A 21811-nucleotide genomic window follows, 5' to 3' on the forward strand; every position below is an offset into this window, starting at 1 on the left:
CTGTGATTGACTTTTTTGCACAAGCACTGCTGGCTAATTCTAATAATTATCTGTCTCGCCCATCTCTGCTTCCTAAATATTAGACCTGAATCCTTACCAAAGAAATCACCAAATAATACAAATTATAGTCTTTTTGAAATGCATGTCCGATTATTTAGGAAAAATTATAATGTTGATATAGATTGTTTATATTTAATATAATTACATAGTATACATTTTGTATTTCGTTGTGTTAAATGTTTTGCGATCGCACTCAATTAAATAACGCACGCGTATAAATTATCAAACTAAAAACGCTTGTACTTACGTATTATATAGTGGCGTCATGCGATCGCAGTTTGAAAAAATAAATAAATTCGAGTTTTGCCAAGCTACATATCGATATCCAAGCGTTGCTGATTAAGAGTATGAATTTTGTTTCATGCAAAGGCGCAAAGATAAGAGTTTTAAAGAAGGAATTTTGAGTAATTGAAATTCTAGGTTATCTGAGAATGGGAATCCATTCCCACTCGCTTCAATCCCTAATAGGGATTATGAGTAATTGAAATAATATATTCACAAGTACCGCGCCTTGTCAGATTGCGTTTCAATCCCTAATAGGGATTATGAGTAATTGAAATTTGCTTTCCAACAATAATTGTGGCGTTATCGTGCTTGCGTTTCAATCCCTAATAGGGATTATGAGTAATTGAAATTGAACATATTCGCTTACATCTGGCATTGGAATTCGTTTCAATCCCTAATAGGGATTATGAGTAATTGAAATTTGAAGTTGAGCGGCTATTTCAGCAAGCCCATTCTGTTTCAATCCCTAATAGGGATTATGAGTAATTGAAATCTTATTTCTTCTTGGGAGACTTGAGGAACAAGGTTTCAATCCCTAATAGGGATTATGAGTAATTGAAATTTTATTTCCCCCCCTGCTGTCATCTTTTTAGAAAGTTTCAATCCCTAATAGGGATTATGAGTAATTGAAATATGCCAAAATCCATAGTGGTTTCAATCAAATTTACGTTTCAATCCCTAATAGGGATTATGAGTAATTGAAATCTGGCTATTGCGGCATCTCCAAGATGATGAGCGCAGTTTCAATCCCTAATAGGGATTATGAGTAATTGAAATATGTCCACTTCCAACCAGCAGAGCGATGGGCTTTGTTTCAATCCCTAATAGGGATTATGAGTAATTGAAATCTTGTATGGAAAAATCAAACTGATGAGGAGTTTCGTTTCAATCCCTAATAGGGATTATGAGTAATTGAAATCGAAGTTAAATCTATAGTTGAGCAAGCGTCTGATCGTTTCAATCCCTAATAGGGATTATGAGTAATTGAAATCCTAAAATCGTACTACAAACTCGATTTCTCCTAAAACGGTTTCAATCCCTAATAGGGATTATGAGTAATTGAAATCAAGATGCTGTCGTAGCTGCGGGTGGCACGATCGTTTCAATCCCTAATAGGGATTATGAGTAATTGAAATATTACAAAACCCGTGCTGATGTAGCGGCATTATTCGAGTTTCAATCCCTAATAGGGATTATGAGTAATTGAAATAGGTCTTGTTAAGTCAATTATTGGCATTGAAAACGTTTCAATCCCTAATAGGGATTATGAGTAATTGAAATTCTATTGCGGCGATCGCCTGGGGGTCTTTGAGTTCGTTTCAATCCCTAATAGGGATTATGAGTAATTGAAATTAACATTCTGCGTTTAATGCCGTCGTGAACACCATGTTTCAATCCCTAATAGGGATTATGAGTAATTGAAATCTTAGAGTACAGTAAGCAAGCTGAAGAACGCGAACGTTTCAATCCCTAATAGGGATTATGAGTAATTGAAATCTGTGGCAGAGAATCAAAAGCCTAATTTCATAGTGTTTCAATCCCTAATAGGGATTATGAGTAATTGAAATCTGGAATTATTTGGACTCCAAATGATCCGTTAGTTTCAATCCCTAATAGGGATTATGAGTAATTGAAATCTTTGTTACCTACTCAAATTGATAATTTATGTGTTTCAATCCCTAATAGGGATTATGAGTAATTGAAATGTCACTGCCCCCTGTCTTTAGCTTCTCGTACTCGTTTCAATCCCTAATAGGGATTATGAGTAATTGAAATCAAAATCTTTAATTATTAGTGACTCATCAAAAGGTTTCAATCCCTAATAGGGATTATGAGTAATTGAAATTTCTGCTCCAAATTTGGCAAAGAGAAAGTCCGTTGGGTTTCAATCCCTAATAGGGATTATGAGTAATTGAAATTCAGCAAGAATTTTACGGCTTTTGGAACTTCTCAGGTTTCAATCCCTAATAGGGATTATGAGTAATTGAAATGGTGCAGATCCCAGGTAGACCCGGTAGAGATGGTTTCAATCCCTAATAGGGATTATGAGTAATTGAAATGTGGACTAATGATATTGATTGGGATAGCGTCAGTGTTTCAATCCCTAATAGGGATTATGAGTAATTGAAATTTATCCCCGCGACCCCAGAGAGGGTGTTAGCGTTGCGTTTCAATCCCTAATAGGGATTATGAGTAATTGAAATATTAGATTATCTTTTGATATGCCTTTCATATCAAGTTTCAATCCCTAATAGGGATTATGAGTAATTGAAATGCAATCACTTTCTGGAATGACACAACTTCCACTGTGCGTTTCAATCCCTAATAGGGATTATGAGTAATTGAAATAATTGAAGATTGGTTAGACAAAAACGGCTTTTGAGGTTTCAATCCCTAATAGGGATTATGAGTAATTGAAATATATCAGTTTTACCGGGCACTAAAAAAGTTACAGGTTTCAATCCCTAATAGGGATTATGAGTAATTGAAATGCCCACAAATAATTGGCTCATCATACTTAACCATTGTTTCAATCCCTAATAGGGATTATGAGTAATTGAAATTACTAGAAAATTTCAAAAGAAGAACTTTCAAAAGTTTCAATCCCTAATAGGGATTATGAGTAATTGAAATCCCGGACGTCTGAAAGCCTCGTCTTATTTGGTTTTCAAGGTTCTGTTGCGCGGACTTAGAAATAATAACATGAGGAATTGTAATTTGGCTAGATGCAAATCGCTGAAAACTAGTCCAGGTAAGGTGCGCGGATGGCTTAGAAATTTTATTCCCCTCAAATTCTTGTATAGACGGCAATTCAGCCATTTTTATAGTTACCCTTTAACTAACACCTACCCATCCGCGCACTTGGTACAGAAACTAGTCGGATTGTAAAGCTGATCACTATCAATATTTTGCACTTTGCCAAGAGAAATTTATACTATCGAGATCATACTCAATTAGTTCAGATAGCTAAGAATGCGATGCCTACGGTGGTAAACTAAGCACTTCCGATTCCCCCCAAGCGTCGGATGTTATTTGATAGAGTCTTCAAAGTCTGTCATAGCACAAGCAAACTCCCTAAAAGCAGTTTTAATCAGAACCTCTTTCGTTCCCCTTTCAAGTCGAGAATTGCGTATGAGATCTGCTAATTCTATAAACAGCATAGAAAACATAAAGCGATCTTGGCGGTCAACTTGTTTCAAGCAAGACAATATAAACTCATAAAGCTCTGTTTTTCTTGGTTTGGTTTGTTCTTCCCATATTTGTAGTCCAAGCCTGAAGGTTCTCAAGCGGATTTCATTAGTGTTGAAAGACGCGTCTTTGTAGCGAACTGATACGCGTTGAGGTATTTCCATAAGTTTTCACATGAAAATTCAATGTAAAGTAATTATTCAGATTTTTTTTGGCTCATCCGGGAAAATGGATAAATTAGAGCTTGTTACTCTGAGCTAATTACGAATTACTCAGCGCTTTTACTAGAATTTGATTTTGCTCCTCAGTCCCAATAGTGATGCGTAATTTATCATCCAGTCCTGGCTGCTTGAAGTAGCGGATTAAAATTCTCTGTTCTTTCAGCTTTTGATAGAGATATTCTGCATTATCTTGCGGAGGTTGTACCAGTAAGAAGTTAGTTTGAGAATCCCAAACACGGAAACCTAATTGTTTCAAGTTTGTTGTTAGTTTAATCCGCGATGCTTTAATCTTTGCTATACAAGCATTTTTATAAGCTTGATCGGTGATGGCAGCTGTCCCAACTGCACAAGCGATCGCATCAATGTTATAACTATCTTTCACTTTAAACAATCCATGCAACAACTTGGGATTAGCCACTCCAAATCCCAGTCGTAATCCTGCCAATGAGTACCCTTTAGAAAGTGTCCGAATCACGATCACATTCTCGTATTCTTTAACCAAAGCCAATGCATTATCTTCAGCAAAATCAATATATGCTTCGTCAATCACTAAAACCCCAGATAACTGGCTAGCTAATTTCCGTAAGTCTTCTATTGGTACTGTGTGTGCTGAAGGGCTATTAGGCGATGCAATAAATGTTACAGACCCATCAGCGGCAACCAACTCTTCCAGAGGTAAACTGTAATCCTCGTTGTAAGAAACCTCAGTAATATCCGCATCCTGTATTTGGACTAACGTACGATATAGTACGTACGTTGGCATTGGATAGACTACCCTTCGCCCAGGTTCTACACAGGCTCGAATCACCACGCTCAATAATTCGTCGCTGCCATTTCCGACGATAATCCAATCACTAGGAACTCCTAAAACTTGACTCACGGCTTGACGGAACTCCCCGCCAAACGGTTCTGGATATCGTCGCAACCACTCCCCATCAATATTTTGCAGTACGGCTAGTGCCGCAGGGGAAGGAGGATAGGGGTTTTCATTGCTGTTGAGTTTGATGAACTGTGTGCCGCGCTGGGGTTGCTCACCGGGAACATAGCTAGCCATTGCGTCAACGTTAGAGCGGAAATAGTTGGTCATGGGGCATGGAAAAGATAGACTTTTATTTGGCGTTGCGATCGCTTGCAGTGGGCGGTTATGTGACGTATCTTACGCAAATTCAACCTACAATTTCTGACAATATCGTTTTTTGTCGTTTATATCCAAAAATAGGGTTTTATCGATTTCTCTCCCTTTGATGAGCGTAAAATCACGCAGAAGATAGAGGTATTGGGCGACTTTTTTTTATTATCTTCGATTAATAATTATGAAGAAAGATTAACTAAAGGAGCTGACTATTACTACTCAATTATCAAAGGATGTCGTCATCCAGAATTGGCCAGACGATTCAAGGGTTACTCTTGCATTGATACGTGCTTCGGAAATTGCTGATTATTGTGCAGCTAATGCTAACGCCATAGATTACAATGGTGCTTTTCCTAAACGTGAATTTGAACTGATTGCTGAAGCCGGGTTATTGACTGCACCGTTGCACCGCGAGTTAGGCGGGTGGGGTGCAGGAATTGATGCCAAGGTGACTCATGAAACGTTGATGCTGCTGAAGCAGATGGGGCGTGGTAATCTAGCGGTTGGTCGAATTTACGAAGGGCATATCAATGCTCTGCAACTAATTCAGACCTTTGGCACCAGAGAACAAATCGCAGACCATACCCATGATACCCGCGATCGCCACAAAATCTTTGGAGTTTGGAATGCTGAAGCGTCTGATGGTGTCAAGATTTTCCCCCTTGAAAACGGACGATATCGACTAGAAGGCTCTAAAACCTTTTGTTCCGGGGCTGGCTATGTTGAGCGTCCCTTTGTGAATGGAGCGCTACCTGATGGTAGTTGGCAAATGTGCATTGTGCCGATGGATGAAGTGAAAACAGTTAGTGATCCCACTTGGTGGGAACCTTCTGGAATGCGAGCAACTGCTAGCTACAAAGTAGATTTTAGCAATGTTGAGTTAGAGCAGAGTGCATTAATTGGTAAGCCAGGCGACTACTATAGACAACCGTGGTTATCCGCTGGAGTAATTCGGTTTGCTGCGGTGCAACTAGGTGGGGCGGAAGCACTGTTTGACCTTACTCGTGAGTATCTCCAGAAGTTGGAATATACAAATGACCCATACCAAAAAGAACGGCTGGGTAGAATGGCGATCGCTATTGAAAGTGGTAATCTCTGGCTGCGGGGAGCTGCGAATGTGGTAGCTGCGTATGCGCCTGTGTTTGGTGGTAATCCCACAATACCAAACCCCCAAGCTAACCAACTTGTCGCTTATACAAACATGGTGCGGACAGCTATTGAACAAATCTGCATTGACGTCATGCAGTTGTGCGAACGTTCTGTTGGAACTCGCGGGTTGTTACCACCAAATCCAATGGAACGGATTATTCGCGATTTAACCCTTTACTTGCGTCAACCTGCTTTTGATGCAGCATTAGCAAATGTTGGAGAGTACGTCTTAGGGCAAAGTAATCCTGCTTACATGCTTTGGAATGATGAATAAACAGGTTACTACTGCATCACCGTTAAACAATCCTAGCGTTTTGCCCTGGTATTCAATCAAGGATATCGCCTGTAGTCCGGTGTTAGTCGTTGCACCTCATCCAGATGATGAGACGTTGGGTTGTGGTGGTGCGATCGCTTTACTGCGTTCTTTAAATTGTGATGTCCGAGTTTTGGTCATCAGTGACGGTACGCTTTCACACCCTCGCTCACTGAAATATCCCGCGCCTGCACTTAGGACATTACGTGAAAGTGAAACACTCTCGGCACTTTCAGTTCTAGGAGTAGAGGCTAATGCTGTCACCTTTTACAGAATGCAAGACGGGTCTATTTCAGCACAGTATAAAAGTGCAGTGGATAATTGTCGTATTTATTTAACAGAAATAGCCCCACAGATTATCTTTTTACCGTGGCGATCCGACCCTCACCCAGACCACCGAGCCACCTGGAAGCTAATTGACACCGCACTAGTTGGATTGCACCTATGGCCTCGATTGATTGAGTATCCGATTTGGGATTGGGATCAAAAGCAACGGCAAAACCTACCAGAAACTCTGAAAGTGGCAGCCTGGCGGTTACATACTGGGACAGTGGTGGAGTTGAAACAGCAGGCGATCGCTGCCTATCGCTCCCAAATTACAGACTTAATTGATGATGATCCAGAAGGCTTTCGTCTAACTCCTGAAATGTTAGCGAATTTCACTCGTCCTTGGGAAGTTTATTTAGAGGAAACCCGATGAACCCGTTACAATCTGACTCTTTACCACCTAGTTATTTCGATAAACTTTACAGCGAAGACCCTGATCCGTGGAAGTTTGAAACAAGCGAATATGAAGCTAACAAATATGCCGCTACAATCGCATCTTTGCCCAAAGAACGCTATCGGTCTGCTTTTGAAATTGGTGGTTCCATTGGTGTTTTAACTGAGAAGTTGCAAAAGCGTTGTGATTCGCTGCTATCAGTTGACGTGTCAAAATTAGCGCAAGATAAAGCAATTGAGCGCTGCAAAGGCATAGAGCAAGTCCGCTTTGAGATTATGCGTGTACCAGAGCAATATCCTGATGAAATGTTTGATTTGACCCTAGTTTCAGAAGTTGGTTACTACTGGGGATTAGAAGACATGAAAAAAGCAAAGCAGTGCATTCTGGAACACCTGGAACCTGGAGGACATTTACTATTAGTTCATTGGACACTTTATGCCCGCGATTATCCTTTAAGTGGAGATGAAGTTCACGAAGCGTTTTTTGAGTTGACTCCAAACAAACTGCGACATTTAAAAGGTCAACGGGAGGAACAATATCGACTTGACCTATTCGAGCGAGTCTAAAATATTAACTAGTAATGCGTCAAGTTTAAATTGATGGATAAGCAAGGTAGTAGTAAAGACTTTAGTCCTGATTGTTCTAAGCACTAAAGTGCTTACTACAAACTCTCAAAACTAACTTGGTTCGGAATTTTTGTATACATCCAGAGATCTGCTGTTCATGAGAAGACCCCAAACGCAAAGGTTCAAGGCGCGATCGCAAATCCTGAATTGCTTGCTCAATCTTCACACTTTTCCAGCGAGAAGACCAAATTTCCTCTTCCTTTTGACGTTGCTCAACTTGTTCTAACAACTCACCAAATGTATAAGGTTGCCTGATTTTTTGGACGAGCCATTGAGATGAAACGCCCAGCATATCTGCCAAGGATACTACACTCCTGTGAGTTGGCTGATAGCCATTGAGAACACACCACCACATCACTCGTAATTGACGACGCGCCATAAAACGAGTTTCAATAGCCGCTGCTGGCTCTACTAAAAATGATTGCTGTTGTTGTCCCATTTGCGCCCATTTACTCAATTGGTTTGCCAAACCAATATCTGTACGTCCGGTTTGTCTTGCCGAAGTTACTACACGTACTAGCGGACTGTGGCGAAAACGAGCATTTACCCGCACTAAAGCCCGGTAAAATGCTACATCTTCGGGAGTTCGCACAGGTGGTAAGCCGCCTGCTAGTGCATACATCTGGGCTGTTACTGCCAAACTTGCCCCATAGTGTTGATAGTGACGGGGAAAGCTGTCATAGGGGTTGGGATCGAGGTAAGTTTCTAATTCGGCAATTAAGTAACGGTAGCCGACTTCACGCAGATAGCAAGCTCTGGCGTAGGGGTCTAAAATCGCACGACTGCTGTGATCAGTGATAATTCGTCCCCCTACAGCATCAGCACCGCAGGCGATTTCGTATAGGGTAGCAGCTATCCAAGTTGGGCTAACCTGTGAGTCGCCATCGGTTGAAGCAATTATTCCCCGTTTGCGCCCTAAACTGCACAAGCGGCGGTATGCTTCATCCATCAAAATCTGGCGCACTCGACCAATGTAAGCTTCCTCTGTAGGTAGAGTTTTTTCAACTATGTGCAACGCTAAGTCTGGATGTTGTTGAGCGAAATTTCGAGCGATCGCAGCGGAATTATCACTACAATTATTTGCCAATAAAATTACTTCGTAGCGTCTAAGATCTAAACGTTGTCCTTCTAGATCAACTTGATGTAGCAAGGCCGTAAGGGTTGCTGTCAATGTCTGCGCTTCATTACAAACTGGAACAATCACGCAGACTTCACAATACTGTGATGGCGGTGTTTGAACTAAATGGGAAAAGTCCTTTTGGAGTTGTGCAGCCGGAAAGTCAGCAACAAAAGTCAAGCGCTTACTCTCCATAAAAACCATTTTTCCAACTCCAGGAAATCAGACACATATTCATTTAATACTCAAGAATTATTAAGATTTATAAACTTATTGTGTATATTTTATCCTTTAGTTTCAATCTATCTACGGCATGAGTCAGTACTGATTCAAACTATGTCAACAGATACAATCGAAAATTATTATTAACTTGTACCGAGTGCATGAGGATTAGCAACAAGATTCCCGACTTTTCTAAAAAGTCGAGAATCTGAGTCTTGCAAACTTGATATCCTTATACCAGAAGGTCAAACAAGCATTTAACCTCAATGCTAGTCCTGAAACTATGAGCGCTAACAAAATATCTCTTCGACCTGCTGAAGAAACAGATGCGTGGCTAATGAGTGCAATTCATATTGCTGCCATCAAAGCCCTACCTCCAACTTTATACACCGAGAAAGAACTGTTAGCCTGGCGTAATTACCGTGACCAGCCTGATGGTTCAAATATTTTGAGAAGTATGAAAATCGAAACTTTCTGGGTTGCTGTCGAGCGTGATGTAGTCACAGGATTTGCTAGTTACATTGTTGATGAACTTATCGGACTATATGTTAATCCTAAATATCAAGGTCAAGGAATAGGACGCGCTCTAGTTGAGCATTTTTGCAACGAAGCAGCTAATCGCGGTATTGATAAAGTGATTACAACTGCTAGCCTTTATGCTGAAGGATTTTATTTGCGACTGGGATTTATTGCTATCCAAAGAGTACCTCATCAATTAAGAAGTTGCATAATTGTTCCAGTTACTAAAATGAGTAAGACATTATCTGATAGTACAGATGATGATAATTTTACATCCAGATGAAATCATCATTTGAGCTTAAACGCAAATCCAAACAACTGCTCGAAATTGCTAAAATAGGATGTAGAACAAGCCATTGAAACCGATGAAGCCTAGCAAAGACTTGGATGAACCAGCAACTTAAAGCTTTAGGCATTAACCTAGCCACTACCGAATAAAGATTTGGAGCAATAATGAAAGCAATTAAAGTTATGGCAACTATTGATGAGCATGGGCAACTTACTTTAGATCACCCCTTAATCACAAATAAAAATAGTCGTGTTGAAGTGATTGTCCTCATCCCAGAAGAAGCAGGAATCGATGAAAATGATAAATCTAAAAAAGAGATTATAGAAGATTTTCGTCAAGCTTGGCATGAGGCGATGACTGGACAAACGATTCCTGTTTCTCAAATTTGGGAAGGATTGGAGGATGTCTGAGCAAGCGTTCATTCAAGTTGAAGCCGCGCCAACGTTCAACCGAAATCTACGCATCCTCGCTAAAAAATATCGAAGTACTCGTAATGATATACAACCTATAATCACACAACTTGAACGGGGTGAGTTACCTGGAGATCAGATATCTAGTATCGGTTATACAGTTTTTAAATTGCGAGTCCGAAATAGCGACATTCAAAAAGGTAAAAGTGGTGGCTACCGTCTCATTTATTACGTTAAAACGGCAACTGGTATCATTCTTCTAACTATTTACACTAAATCTAAACAAGCTGATATCGCAGCAGATGACATCAGGAACATCATTGCTGAGTATGAACAAAATGCAGTTGAAGATGAAGAAAATCCATAGAACAATACAGTCATAACGTTAAGTAAGTAATTGCCAGAATTCGGTAAATGCTCTTTAACCAAACCACCGCAATCCCTTATCCTGTAAAATCTTCTCGATGTGCTGCATTTCTTTGAGCGTCTCTCCAGCAACAATGCCGTAAATATCGGTGTAGATTTTTCCGTATTTGACTGACTCTTGAGCTGACAGAATGATAAAATCCTTGCGATCCAGTTCCGATTTTAAGGTTCCTAGAATTGAATCCAAGGCTCCAGCCATGCGATAACTACTCGAATATTTAGCAACTTCCTTTCCTAGTCCTAGTAAGGTATGGCGTTGCAAGCAGAGTGGAGTTGAGCCATTGACTCGAAAATTGGCATCGATCGCATAAAGCTGTCCGTCTTCATCTTCTAGGACATCGAAGCCAATAATACCAAAATAACCCTGCTGGTGAGCATACTGACCAATAGCAGCAATCATCTCAAAGAACCTGCTCATGTCGAATTGGCGGTAGTCAATCAGTCCTCCTAAATAGTTGCCCTCTGGAGTGACGAGTTGGCTGGTAGTGCCGATGAGCGTTATGTCTCCCGCCTTGCTAACATAAAACTGTACGCAGTAGTTTTGTACAGTATTTTTAATAAACTCCGAGACAATAATTGTATTCAACAACTTAATATCAAGGTATTTCCTGACTTCTTCAAAGCAGTAGTTCAAATCACTAACGCTTTTAATAATATAAGTGCCTTCTCCTGAGAGTCCGTGAGATGTTTTGATTAAGTATGGAAATTTTGGTAACTGAATATCTTCGAGACTGACTTGATGAAGATTGTAGCTCTCGTATTTCGGACATTGGACTCCCAACTCCACTAGCGTCGCTTTGTCTAGCAAATGGTAGTGGGTGTCTGGATTAACAGCGTGTTTTTCTGTTTGCAGACTATCAAAAGGAAATAGAGTCAGGAGTTTATCAAAACGTTCGCTTTGGTTGAGAGAATCCAGATAAAGCGATCGCTGCATCACCTCCATGTTGCTATAGTTGAAACCAAAATGCTCTCGCCAGTAGTCAACCAGCAATTTTCGCGGTGGACTAATAACAATTCCTGGAACAGCATCGCCTAGCACAGCTAGATTTTTCCAAGGTTCCTTCTGGCAAATCTTATCGTAGGATGTTTTAGTGGCTTCATCACTGCCATCTTGAATAAAATATTTTTTTGTGTTGGGATAAGCAGCCCAACTGGCAGTTGCAGGGTAATTTAAGATGAACGCATAACGTGCATCTGTAATGTCTTGAGCAAAAAGATCATAAAGAGAACTTCCTTGAAAGTAAGGAAAGTCAGATTTTAAGTTCATAGCCAATTAGTCTTGCTTCCTGTGGGAATTTGTGAATTACTAACAGTTTTGTCCCACTACGCAAGTCCAACCAACTTTTCGCTCAGATCCCACATGCGCTTGGCTTTGTCATCATCGCTTGCTTCCTTGGAAACATCTTGAACAAACGACTTACCATTTTTTTTCTGCCGATTCCCCCAGCTCCAATAAGTGCCAGATTGGCTATATTCTGGATCAGCAACTACCGCCGCGACTCTCTCCCCAGCCAACTCTTCAGACACGAAGCCCCCAGTAATGTACTTCTGGAAAACTGGGAATATTTTCTGAAACAGGGGATAGTGATTTCGGAATAGAGCCGTTGTTGCAACACATCCTGGATAGAGAGAACTAAAAGTAATCCCGGTGGATTCGTGATAGCGTCGATGCAATTCACGCATAGTCAGCACATTACAAACTTTGCTGTCCTTATAAGCTTTGACAGGCTCAAATTTCTTCCCATCAATCATTGATATCGGCTGCTTAAATCCCGCTTCAAAGCCTTTGAGATCTCCTAAGTCTGGACGTGGCGGAATTTTCCCACCAAGTTCTTTAGGATTGTGTGTAACAGTTCCCAAAATTATCAATCTCGGTTTTGAAACTGATGCTTTCTTCAGATCCTCAAGCATGAGGTTACACAGCAGAAAATGACCAAGATGATTTGTCGCAACGCTCAACTCAAATCCCTCTGGGCTTCGCAATGGCTCCTTTAACAAAGGCATATAAATCGCAGCATTGCATACCAAAGCGTCTAGAGGTCTGCCAATTTCTCTGAAGTTTTTTACAAACTGTCGCACACTCTCTAAACTGCCCACGTCCAGAAGCATTACTGTATAGCTGTCCTTCGGCATTCCTACAGATTGAGCAACTTTTTCCGCTTTTGCCAGATCCCGACAGGCCATTACTACATGCCATTGCTCAGTTTGGGCAAGAGCTCTCGCCGCCTGCAAACCTACTCCCGATGATGCGCCCGTAATTACGACCGTTGACTTCTGATGTTGGTTCATTTCAGATTGAGATACATCGCCAAGTCATTATTGTAAGGCCATAAGGATGCGTTGAGGGAGTAGAGGGCAAGAGGGGCAGAGGAGAAACTTGTTACTCAGTACGGGCTAAACGCCCCGCTACCGCTAACAACACTCAGGACTCAGGAGTCAGGACTCAGCACTGAAATTATGCAGTTTGTGGATTAAGAAAACGATTGGCAAATTTTAGAACATCACCCATGTCTGTATTGCCATCGCGATCGCTATCCAAAAAACTATTCAACAGTGGATTTGAACCAAGAGTACCAGGTTTCGTAGAACCCATATTCAGCAGGCCTAAAACTCCTGAAGTTAGTGTTGGCAAAGCGGTTTGAATCACATTCGGACTTAGCCCAGTTCTTTGAGAAACAGTTTGCACAATTTGCTGCTGTAACTGAGGTGTCAGCAGAGATTGCAATCCAGATGCGCCCATGCCACTACCCGCAACTTGACCAATGAGATTCTGGAACTGATTGCTACCAAGGGCTGATTGCTGTTGCTTGAGTGCGGGACGAAGCACATTACCCAAAACTGACATGACATTTTGTACTTGAGATGGTTGAATTCCTCGACTAACTATTACTTGCTGAATTGAATTTGTGATTGACTCTAACTGAGCAATATTTCCCTGTTGATTGGGATTGTTAATTGCACTCAAAACATCAAAGAAAAGTCCCATGATTAATGTCCTCAATCAAAATTGATAAACGGTGTTATGGAATAATTTGTAATTACGAATTGGATAGATTGTCATTCCGCTCAAACACAGTTCCCGTATTAGATGAATGTCTGGCTGCATTGTCCACCGAGAAAGTAGATGGAACTTTTACAACCTTTGAACGAGTAAGTTCTAGCCAACGACCATCGTCAGTGACATAGCCTAATTCTGCGACATAATCGCGATCGCTTTGAGCAATGGGAATATGTAAATCAGGTGTTAATTCATCACAGTCAAACTGGCGAAAATTGCGAGCAGGTAGCCGTTGCTGATCAATACCTGTAGTGTCATAAACACGAAGCGCCAGCTTGCGTCCACCCTGCTGTTGCAGTTCTGCCTTTCGTGCTTCTGGAACTTCCCAGTAAGCATAAACATCTCTAGAGTCGCGGGGTACTAGTATTAAACGACTTTCATCTTTTGTGATTCTAGGGCGAGCGCCGAAGGCGGGCACTCCCGTGCCATCGCTCACTAAAGAATTAGCAGCAACACCTGTGGTTACTCCAGCAGTTGCCAAAGGTATGGCACCAACAGGTTCGCAGGCGGGAATACGCACATGAGACGAACGAGCAATTTCTACCCAGCGATCGCTATTGGTTGTGTAACCAAGCTCAGCAATATAATCACGATTGTCTACTGCGATGGGAATGTGGATATCTTGCGCCTGTTGATCACAATCAAACTCCTTCATGCTGTGCGGTGTTTGACGATCCATATCAATATCGGTGACATCGTAAAGACGTACTTTCAAATTACGTCCACCTAGCCGTTGTAAGTCTTGTCTGACTTCATCTGGAACTTCCCAATAAGCATAAGCATCTCGGCAATTTCTGGGTGTGAGGATGATCCGACTCTCTGGAGTTCGTCGGACAGGAAGAGGTACGGGTGCTGCAACGGGAGCAGGGGCGGAAGTAGTGGTAAGCGTGCGCCGACTCAACAACCACCACAATAATCCACCTAGTAACGGAAATAATAATAATATCCACCAGGGGAATTCATCCCTAGATCTAGTTGCTGTTGTTGTGGTAGGAATAGATACAGCCGCAGGAGTAGTGATAGCATTTGCAACCCTAGCTTCTTCTATGATTTGCTGATTCTCAAGAGCAGTTGCGTAGCCTAAAAATGCTTGTGCTGCTGGGTTTGTAATAGGTCTTTGGTGAGCATATCCCAAAGGCTGGGAGAATGGATAACGAGGATCTGTTGGAGGAACATTGTGTAGCGGGACAATTTGCACATTAGGATTGTTGATAACCTGATCTGCGATCGCATATCCAATGCCATCCGTTCCGAGTTTATTAATAACTGCTTCAGTGTTATCTTCTGATTTAACGGCATTTGCACCCGTTTTAAATGCAGCCGTCTTAAAAACTGGATAATTCTGAAATGATTGCCGCAAATCACTATTTTCTGGGCGATCAATCAAACGAATTGTTTGGGGAGAACCGCCAACTTGTGACCAGTTGGTAATTTCCCCCCGAAAGATTCTAGCGAACTGTTCAGAAGTCAAGCTATTCTTATACGGATTGTCCTTTCCAAGAATTACAGCAATCTTATTACGAGTTACAGGAGTGCTTACAAGCCCTCGCGCTTTCTCTTCTTGCGTTAGCGATCGCCCAATTGCAGCCAAATCAATCTTTCCATTCGGCAATGCTTTTAAAGATGCATCTGTGCCATCGTATGCTATGTTAACGTTTGTACCAGGAAACTTCGCTTTAAATCGCTCCGCTAGTGCTTGATTAATCTTTTCCATGCTAGTTGTGCCATTTATCTGCACTTTTGTACCACTAGGAACAGATTGCGGAACTGGAAAAGAAGTACTAACACCTGATGATTGAGCAAATGCAGGAAGAATAATCAAACAAACTGTTGAGATAGAAGTAGCAGTAAAGGCAAATAAAATTGCTACTGATGGTAGTGATTTTTGTTGATGAAACATCTTACTAACACATTTTCTCATAGTAAAAGACCCCCGGATACAAAAGACGGAGGCAGATTAAGTAGCAGTAGTAACAGAATAATTAACTTACAAGCCTATATAAGGCTGTGGTAAAACCACCTTCATTCTCGCTATTCAGATGCCGATTAATTCCTTCTTTAGATAGAAATTATTGATAATCCAATCTCTCATAAAATACCTCCTTTGAGGTGAGGTAATAGGTTTGATTATATGAGACTTAGTTTGAGAACTAGCTTAACTTACCCTTATTTCTAACTACCTTGTTTAAAAACTATTTCTGATGATAGTTGAAAATATTATGGCAATTCTCACTTGGGTGAAGTACAAAAATTTCAGTACAAGGTCTAACAGACAAGTATTTATCCCTTACCCTTTAACCGATAAGTATTGGCCCACAAATATAATTAGCTTGTTTGCGATAGGGTTTAAATCTTCCGAATTTCTTGGCTTTAATTACCACGCGAAATTTGACACAGTTAGGACTTACGCACTGAAGCCTGAAATCCTGATCCCCCCTAACCCACGCCAGTCGCTCCACTTGGGGAGACCCCATCGCATGATTGCGTCTCCCCAACTCTTGGAGACGCTACGCGAAGGGAGAAGACCGCGTTGGCTCCCCTTAAAAAGGGGGGAACGTCTAAAGCCCACTTTCTAAGAGGGTTGGGGGATCTGAGTGCGTAAGTTCTGACAGTGATACTAAGGTACATTCCCAAACTAGTCGTGGCTGGGCGTAAAAAAGTAGATATTTACGAGCTTGTTCTAATTGATTGATCATGTTGGGCTGATGCCATTGTTGCCAGTAATACTGTTGGAGATAATCGACCAACCACAGTTGTGCCTCTGTATCTAAATCCTGATCAATTTTCTTAGCTAACTCCAAGGCATTGCGGTAGGATGAAGGCGCTTTTGTGAGGTTTTGAAGTAACTCCGGGGAAATGGCTTGTAATTGCTCGTAAGATGCGATCGCACTTCCAGGACTGCCAGATGCTAAACTCAAAACTGTCTGATGCTGCAAAAGTTCCTGATGACCCGTTTGAGTGAGTACCTGAGTTAAAGACTGTGTATCTAAGCTATAAAAAGGGATGCGTTGACAACGTGACACCAAAGTTGGTAACACAGACTCAGGCGTAGGTGCAATCAAAATCAACGTTGCTTGCCCTGGTTCTTCTAAAGTCTTCAGCAAGGCATTTGCTGCTGCTTCCGCCATTGTTTGGGCTTCCTCCAGCACTACCACATTTGTCGGTGCTTCCAACGGCGGACGACTCAAAAATTGAGTAATTTCACGAATTTGCTCTAGTCTAATTACAGGCGGTGCTTTGCGCTTAAGCCCTTTTTCTGCGGCTTCGGCCGCTGTCAGTCTTTGCCCTTGGTATTGGTACGTTGGTTGCACCCATAACAAAGCTGGGTGATTGCCTTGACGTAAACGGTTTTGTAAAGACGTAATTACTTGCGTCTTTACAAAACCAGAAAATAGCAACTCGATAAAACATCGTGCCGCTAAACTCCGTCCTACACCATCTGGCCCCACAAATAGGTAAGCTGGGGCAACCCGGTTCTGTCTAACAGCCTGAGTGAGTAATTCTACAGCTTGCCGTTGCCCTACAAGTTGTGCAAATGGGTCATTAGTCATTAATTAATTGTGACCGAACAATTCGCAATTCGCAGTGACGGCTCGTTCCTCTCTACGAGACGCTGCGCTATCGGTACGCTTAGAGCGACGTAGGAGCGATTAATTCTTACATTAAGGTATGGGAAGCGATCGCAATAATCGCTCAACAACAGTTCTCGAACTGCGTCCCCCTCTAGGGATAATTCGATGGCAAAGAACGTGAGGAGCAAGAAATTTTACATCATCGGGAATGGCGTAATCACGTCCTAGCAAAAAAGCCAGCGCTTGGGTAGCCCGTTGCAATCCTACTGTGCCGCGTGGACTGACGCCAAGAGCAATTTCTTCATCTTGCCGTGTTGCCCTCACCAATTCGAGAATGTATTGTTGCAGGGAGGCTGCGACTCTTACCTGAGAACAGATGTCACGTAATTCTTGTACTTCTGCCAAAGTAATACAAGGCTGCAAATCAGCAACCTTAACACCCTTTTGAAGGCTTTGCAGCATTTGGAGTTCTTCTGCTTCGGAAGGATAGCCCAAACTTAACGACAACATGAATCGATCCATTTGCGCTTCTGGCAGAGGAAAAGTACCTTGATATTCAATGGGATTTTGGGTGGCAATAACAAAGAATGGCTGAGGAACTGCACGAGAAACACCATCAACCGTTACCTGATACTCTTCCATTACTTCCAGCAAAGCTGATTGAGTGCGGGGTGTAGCACGATTGATTTCGTCAGCTAGCAACACATTGGCAAATATTGGCCCAGGAAGAAAAGTAAATTCGCCGCTTTTTGGGTTCCAAATGTTAGTACCAGTGATGTCAGTTGGCAGCAAATCGGGGGTGCATTGTAGCCGTTGAAATTTGCCATCCACAGAGCGAGCAAGGGATTTGGCGAGCAGGGTTTTGCCAACGCCAGGAACATCTTCTAGTAGGGCATGACCACCGCCTAATATAGCGACTAGCACTAAGCGTATGGCCTCGGTTTTGCCAACGATAGTACGAGCCAGATTTTGTGTTAAAGCGTCAATTTTTTCTCTCATGCACTGTGGGGAATGGGGAATTGGGCATTGGGCATTGGGGATTGTCAGTAATTTTTGACTATGCCCTATGCTCCATGCCCCATGACCAATTTATTGTTCCCACTCAGCACTCAGAACTAAAAATTTAGCACTGGGCATTCAAAACTTCTCTAGCAGCAATGCAATCGAGTTGAATTTGTGTTTTCAGGGCTTCTAGAGAAGGAAATTTTTGCTCAGGTCGTAAAAATTTTGCTAGTTGCACAACCAGCTTTTTGCCATATAAGTCACCAGACCACTCAAACAAATGTACTTCCGCAGATGAATAAGTACCATTCACAGTTGGGCGGTTGCCGATATTCATTACCCCCAAGATCTCAGCAGGACTTGCATTTGGTGGGTCACCGAGATTGGAGACGCGAACAGCATAAACTCCTTGGCGAGGCAAAAACTTTTCTTTTGGGAGTTGGAGGTTGGCGGTGGGAAAGCCGATAGTTCTGCCCAGTTGTTGACCTTGAACAACAACACCGATTAGGGTGTAAGGGCGTCCTAGTAATAGATTTGCGTTTTCAATGTCGCCGCGCTCAAGTGTTTGGCGGATTAGTGAAGTGCTAATACGCGCTTGCTGTGTTTGAGCAATGTTAACATCACTGCTTTGTGGGGATACGCCTGTATAATTTTGCAAGGGAACGATAGTAACTGGAATACCGTACTTAGCGGCGAGTAATTGCAAATCTTTAGCTGTACCACTGCGTTTTTCACCAAAACAAAAATCTTCACCGATACTAATTTGCTGACATCGCAGTTGTTGCACGAGAATTTTTTCTACGAACTCTTCGGGGGTTAAAGCAGATAATTCTTTATCAAAAGGCAGCAGTACCAGTTGTTCTACCCCAAGCGATCGCAATTGTTCGACTTTTTCATCCAGTGGCGTTAATAAAGTCCGGGGTTGTCCCGTAAAAAACTCCTGTGGATGAGGATGAAAGGTGACAACTGTCGAGTATACACGTTCGTTTGGTGATGCTAGGGGTGCAGAAGAGGAGGAAATGGGAGGATAAGATGATGGCGGAAATGAAGAATTCCTTTCTCTTTCAATTTCCCCTGCTCCCCCTCTTCCCTTCTCCTCCTCTCCCTCTTGTCTCCTTGCTTGCTGCAAAACTGGTTGAATTACTCTTTGATGACCAAGATGGACACCGTCAAACTTGCCAAGAGCAACAGCGGTTGGTGTTAGAGCCAGTTCGGTCGAAGAAGCAACCCACACAGAACACCCATTTTGAGACAGATTTAGCACGTGGATTCTGGATTTTAGGTTTATTTTAGCTATCAGCAGGAAGCTACTCTATGGTAAACCGCCTTGAGGAGGACAGCTCTCGTGCTGAAAGCTCTTGATCACCAATCTAATCTAAAATCTACAATTGCTTCGACTGCAACCTTTAGGCGGAAAACTTGCTGACAGGAAAAGATTCTGATAAGGGAGCTGAGACAGGAACCTGGAGTACCATTCCTTCGCGTGCCATAATTGCACCAGAAAATTTCGCTGCTGCTTGTTCTCCTACACAATCTAAAAAATCGTCATTGTGTGCGGGGTCGTGATGATAAATCACTAAAGTTTTAACGTTAGCAGCTTCGGCTACTTTTACAGCTTCTTGCCAAGTAGAATGTCCCCAGCCAATTTTTGGAGATTTTGGACAATGGTATTCGTCATCAGTATAGGTGGAATCGTAGATCAAAATGTCGGCATTACGAGATAACCACAGCACATTTTCATCCAATCGGTCAGGATAATGTTCAGTATCGGTAATGTAAACAGCAGCACCACCAAGCCAGTTGACTCGGTATCCGACAGCTTCACCCGGATGGTTTAAAGGTGATGTTTCTACAGTAATGTCATCAATGTATATAGGTTGCCCTGATTGAATGTCGTGGAAATTTAAATTGGCTTGCATAATCTGCAAGGGTACAGGAAAATTCGGGTGGAGCATTTGGTCATTCAACCGCTGTTCTATGGTGGAACCATCGGGAGCGATCGCGCCATAGATATGAAAGTTGTTCCCTTTGACAAATCCTGGACTAAAAAAGGGAAAACCCTGCATGTGATCCCAATGCGAGTGGGTGAAAAATATATGAGCTTCTGTAGGCATTTGGCGCAACAAAGATTGCCCCAAAACATGCAGTCCTGTACCACCATCGAAGATTAAGCGTTTACCGCCCACTTGCATCTCAACGCAAGGGGTATTACCGCCGTAACGGACGGTGTGTGGCCCTGGACTGGGGATGCTGCCGCGAACGCCCCAAAATTGCACAGTAAATTTGTTCTCTATCCTAGACATGGGTGTTGGCTTGCTGGACTGAGCGGGCGATAAATCAAAAAAATTGTCACTTGTTTTGTCTAAGTTTATGCTGTCTCACTGCTAAAAGCAGAGGATGATTTATTGGTAAAACAGCATACTCTGTTTCCGGCTGGTTTTGTGACGTGATTAAGGTAAAACAAAGCACAAGTTTCAAGTTGTTACTGCGTATTTACATCGGTTATCTCAAGACTGCCCCTACTTTATAGCCTACATTTTCCTGTGATGCATTTGACTAACCTCAAATCGTTGTCTATAGATAAAATGATTCAGGTAAACTTAAATTCCCACTGAGATAATTTATCTAGTCCGGTTGCGTAAGTAAGATTGTATTGTAATGGTGTTATACTGATGTGGTTTTTACGGATAACGTGTACATCTAGGGGGATGTTTTGAGGCAAGTTTAACCCTGATGGGGGTTCCACATCTTCGATTACTTCTCCGGTTAACCAGTAGTACGTTTTTCCACGGGGATCGACTCGCTTATCAAATACATCAATGTAGCGCCGCACTCCCTGACGAGTAAGAGTGACTCCGGCAATTTCTTCCCACTTAACAGCAGGAATATTAACGTTGAGCAACATCAAATCTGGTAAAGGCTTTTGTGCTAATTGCTGCACTAAAATTTTGGCAAAATTAGCAGCGGGTTGAAAGTCCTTAGAAGTGTGACTGGTAAGACTCAGCGCCACACTGGGAATGCCTTCAATTAAACCTTCCATTGCCGCGGAAACTGTACCGGAATAAAGAATTTCCGTTCCCAAATTCGCACCTTGATTAATGCCAGAAAGAACCAAGTCGGGCGGAGATTCTAGCAAAGCCCACAGGGCCAATTTCACACAATCTGAAGGAGTGCCATCACAAGCCCAGGCATTGACCGCAGGATGAAAAAGTGCATCAACAATTTCGGCGCGAATGGGTTGGTGCATGGTTAGTCCATGTCCAGTTGCCGATCGCTCCCGATCTGGGCAAACTACGCTTACATCATGGCCTGCTTCTGCCAAGCAGTTAGCTAGAGTACGAATACCTAGGGCAGAAATACCATCATCATTGCTAATCAGTAATTTCATAGTCATTAGTCATTAGTCATTGGTCATTTGTCTTTGAAGTTCTGTTTGCCAGTTTGCCTTTAGGTGTTCCCTGCGGGATCTTGCTACAGACTTCTCTCTTTGTCATTGGTCA

General features: G+C 42.2%; 18 protein-coding genes and 1 CRISPR repeat array. Of the genes, 6 read left to right on the plus strand and 12 right to left on the minus strand.

The window, feature by feature from the left end:
- The first annotated feature begins 511 nt into the window (after nucleotides 1–511).
- Nucleotides 512–2979: a CRISPR direct-repeat array (repeat unit 37 nt; unit sequence GTTTCAATCCCTAATAGGGATTATGAGTAATTGAAAT).
- Between the two features lie 395 nt (nucleotides 2980–3374).
- Together HCR01_RS16055 and hisC are read right to left on the minus strand one after the other, a co-directional pair.
- Nucleotides 3375–3698 (minus strand): hypothetical protein, encoded by a 324-nt coding sequence (locus HCR01_RS16055; protein ID WP_162394444.1) that lies wholly within the window; start codon nucleotides 3696–3698, stop codon nucleotides 3375–3377.
- A 97-nt stretch (nucleotides 3699–3795) separates the two neighbouring features.
- On the minus strand, nucleotides 3796–4842 hold the full coding sequence (gene hisC, locus HCR01_RS16060) for a histidinol-phosphate transaminase (RefSeq protein WP_193197154.1): 1047 nt from the start codon (nucleotides 4840–4842) through the stop codon (nucleotides 3796–3798).
- Nucleotides 4843–5167: 325 nt separating this feature from the next.
- Here hisC and HCR01_RS16065 point away from each other — a divergent pair, with 325 nt between their 5' ends.
- Genes HCR01_RS16065 through HCR01_RS16075 form a run of 3 tightly spaced genes read left to right on the plus strand, consistent with a single transcriptional unit; the run spans nucleotide 5168 to nucleotide 7636 of the window.
- Entirely contained in the window at nucleotides 5168–6310 is a 1143-nt protein-coding gene (locus HCR01_RS16065) for an acyl-CoA dehydrogenase family protein (RefSeq protein WP_226889377.1), read from the plus strand.
- The gene (locus HCR01_RS16070) at nucleotides 6300–7049 is read left to right on the plus strand and encodes a PIG-L deacetylase family protein (RefSeq protein ID WP_226889378.1); all 750 of its coding nucleotides are present in this window, start codon (nucleotides 6300–6302) and stop codon (nucleotides 7047–7049) included. The genes HCR01_RS16065 and HCR01_RS16070 overlap by 11 nt, the downstream gene beginning before the upstream one ends.
- The gene (locus tag HCR01_RS16075; RefSeq protein WP_193197155.1) at nucleotides 7046–7636 is read left to right on the plus strand and encodes a class I SAM-dependent DNA methyltransferase; all 591 of its coding nucleotides are present in this window, start codon (nucleotides 7046–7048) and stop codon (nucleotides 7634–7636) included. Before HCR01_RS16070 ends, HCR01_RS16075 begins: the two co-directional genes overlap by 4 nt.
- A gap of 76 nt (nucleotides 7637–7712) precedes the next feature.
- On the opposite strand, the gene HCR01_RS16080 is transcribed toward HCR01_RS16075, so the two are convergent.
- Nucleotides 7713–9008 (minus strand): glycosyltransferase, encoded by a 1296-nt coding sequence (locus HCR01_RS16080; RefSeq protein WP_193197156.1) that lies wholly within the window; start codon nucleotides 9006–9008, stop codon nucleotides 7713–7715.
- Nucleotides 9009–9318: 310 nt separating this feature from the next.
- Here HCR01_RS16080 and HCR01_RS16085 point away from each other — a divergent pair, with 310 nt between their 5' ends.
- The 3 genes from HCR01_RS16085 (at nucleotide 9319) to HCR01_RS16095 (ending at nucleotide 10620) form a co-directional block, all read left to right on the plus strand.
- A complete protein-coding gene (locus HCR01_RS16085) occupies nucleotides 9319–9837 on the plus strand; it encodes a GNAT family N-acetyltransferase (RefSeq protein WP_193197157.1) in 519 nt (172 codons plus the stop codon).
- A gap of 170 nt (nucleotides 9838–10007) precedes the next feature.
- Nucleotides 10008–10253: a hypothetical protein gene (locus tag HCR01_RS16090; RefSeq protein WP_193197158.1), complete on the plus strand. Its 246-nt coding sequence runs from the start codon at nucleotides 10008–10010 to the stop codon at nucleotides 10251–10253.
- Nucleotides 10246–10620 (plus strand): type II toxin-antitoxin system RelE family toxin, encoded by a 375-nt coding sequence (locus tag HCR01_RS16095; protein ID WP_193197159.1) that lies wholly within the window; start codon nucleotides 10246–10248, stop codon nucleotides 10618–10620. Before HCR01_RS16090 ends, HCR01_RS16095 begins: the two co-directional genes overlap by 8 nt.
- 54 nt (nucleotides 10621–10674) lie before the next feature.
- On the opposite strand, the gene HCR01_RS16100 is transcribed toward HCR01_RS16095, so the two are convergent.
- The 9 genes from HCR01_RS16100 to surE all read right to left on the minus strand — a co-directional run bounded on the left by HCR01_RS16100 (nucleotide 10675) and on the right by surE (nucleotide 21699).
- Nucleotides 10675–11946, minus strand: coding sequence for an ATP-grasp domain-containing protein (locus HCR01_RS16100; protein ID WP_193197160.1), 1272 nt, complete (start codon nucleotides 11944–11946; stop codon nucleotides 10675–10677).
- A gap of 56 nt (nucleotides 11947–12002) precedes the next feature.
- The gene (locus tag HCR01_RS16105; RefSeq protein ID WP_193197161.1) at nucleotides 12003–12968 is read right to left on the minus strand and encodes a protochlorophyllide reductase; all 966 of its coding nucleotides are present in this window, start codon (nucleotides 12966–12968) and stop codon (nucleotides 12003–12005) included.
- A gap of 166 nt (nucleotides 12969–13134) precedes the next feature.
- Nucleotides 13135–13665 (minus strand): DUF937 domain-containing protein, encoded by a 531-nt coding sequence (locus HCR01_RS16110; protein WP_193197162.1) that lies wholly within the window; start codon nucleotides 13663–13665, stop codon nucleotides 13135–13137.
- Between the two features lie 52 nt (nucleotides 13666–13717).
- Nucleotides 13718–15637, minus strand: a complete 1920-nt coding sequence (locus HCR01_RS16115; protein WP_193197163.1) for a DUF4912 domain-containing protein — start codon at nucleotides 15635–15637, stop codon at nucleotides 13718–13720.
- Nucleotides 15638–16295: 658 nt separating this feature from the next.
- Nucleotides 16296–17288, minus strand: coding sequence for a DNA polymerase III subunit delta' (locus HCR01_RS16120; RefSeq protein ID WP_193197164.1), 993 nt, complete (start codon nucleotides 17286–17288; stop codon nucleotides 16296–16298).
- A gap of 111 nt (nucleotides 17289–17399) precedes the next feature.
- Nucleotides 17400–18308 carry an AAA family ATPase gene (locus tag HCR01_RS16125; RefSeq protein WP_193197165.1) on the minus strand — a complete coding sequence of 303 codons (909 nt, stop codon included), beginning with the start codon at nucleotides 18306–18308 and terminating at the stop codon, nucleotides 17400–17402.
- 124 nt (nucleotides 18309–18432) lie between these two features.
- Complete coding sequence (locus HCR01_RS16130) at nucleotides 18433–19575, minus strand: bifunctional riboflavin kinase/FAD synthetase (RefSeq protein ID WP_193197166.1); 1143 nt, start codon at nucleotides 19573–19575, stop codon at nucleotides 18433–18435.
- A 142-nt stretch (nucleotides 19576–19717) separates the two neighbouring features.
- A complete protein-coding gene (locus HCR01_RS16135) occupies nucleotides 19718–20614 on the minus strand; it encodes an MBL fold metallo-hydrolase (protein ID WP_193197167.1) in 897 nt (298 codons plus the stop codon).
- A gap of 287 nt (nucleotides 20615–20901) precedes the next feature.
- Nucleotides 20902–21699: a 5'/3'-nucleotidase SurE gene (gene surE / locus HCR01_RS16140; RefSeq protein ID WP_193197315.1), complete on the minus strand. Its 798-nt coding sequence runs from the start codon at nucleotides 21697–21699 to the stop codon at nucleotides 20902–20904.
- Nucleotides 21700–21811: the final 112 nt, after the last annotated feature.

Source organism: Nostoc sp. MG11 (assembly GCF_014904695.1).
In the GTDB taxonomy this organism is placed as follows: domain Bacteria; phylum Cyanobacteriota; class Cyanobacteriia; order Cyanobacteriales; family Nostocaceae; genus Komarekiella.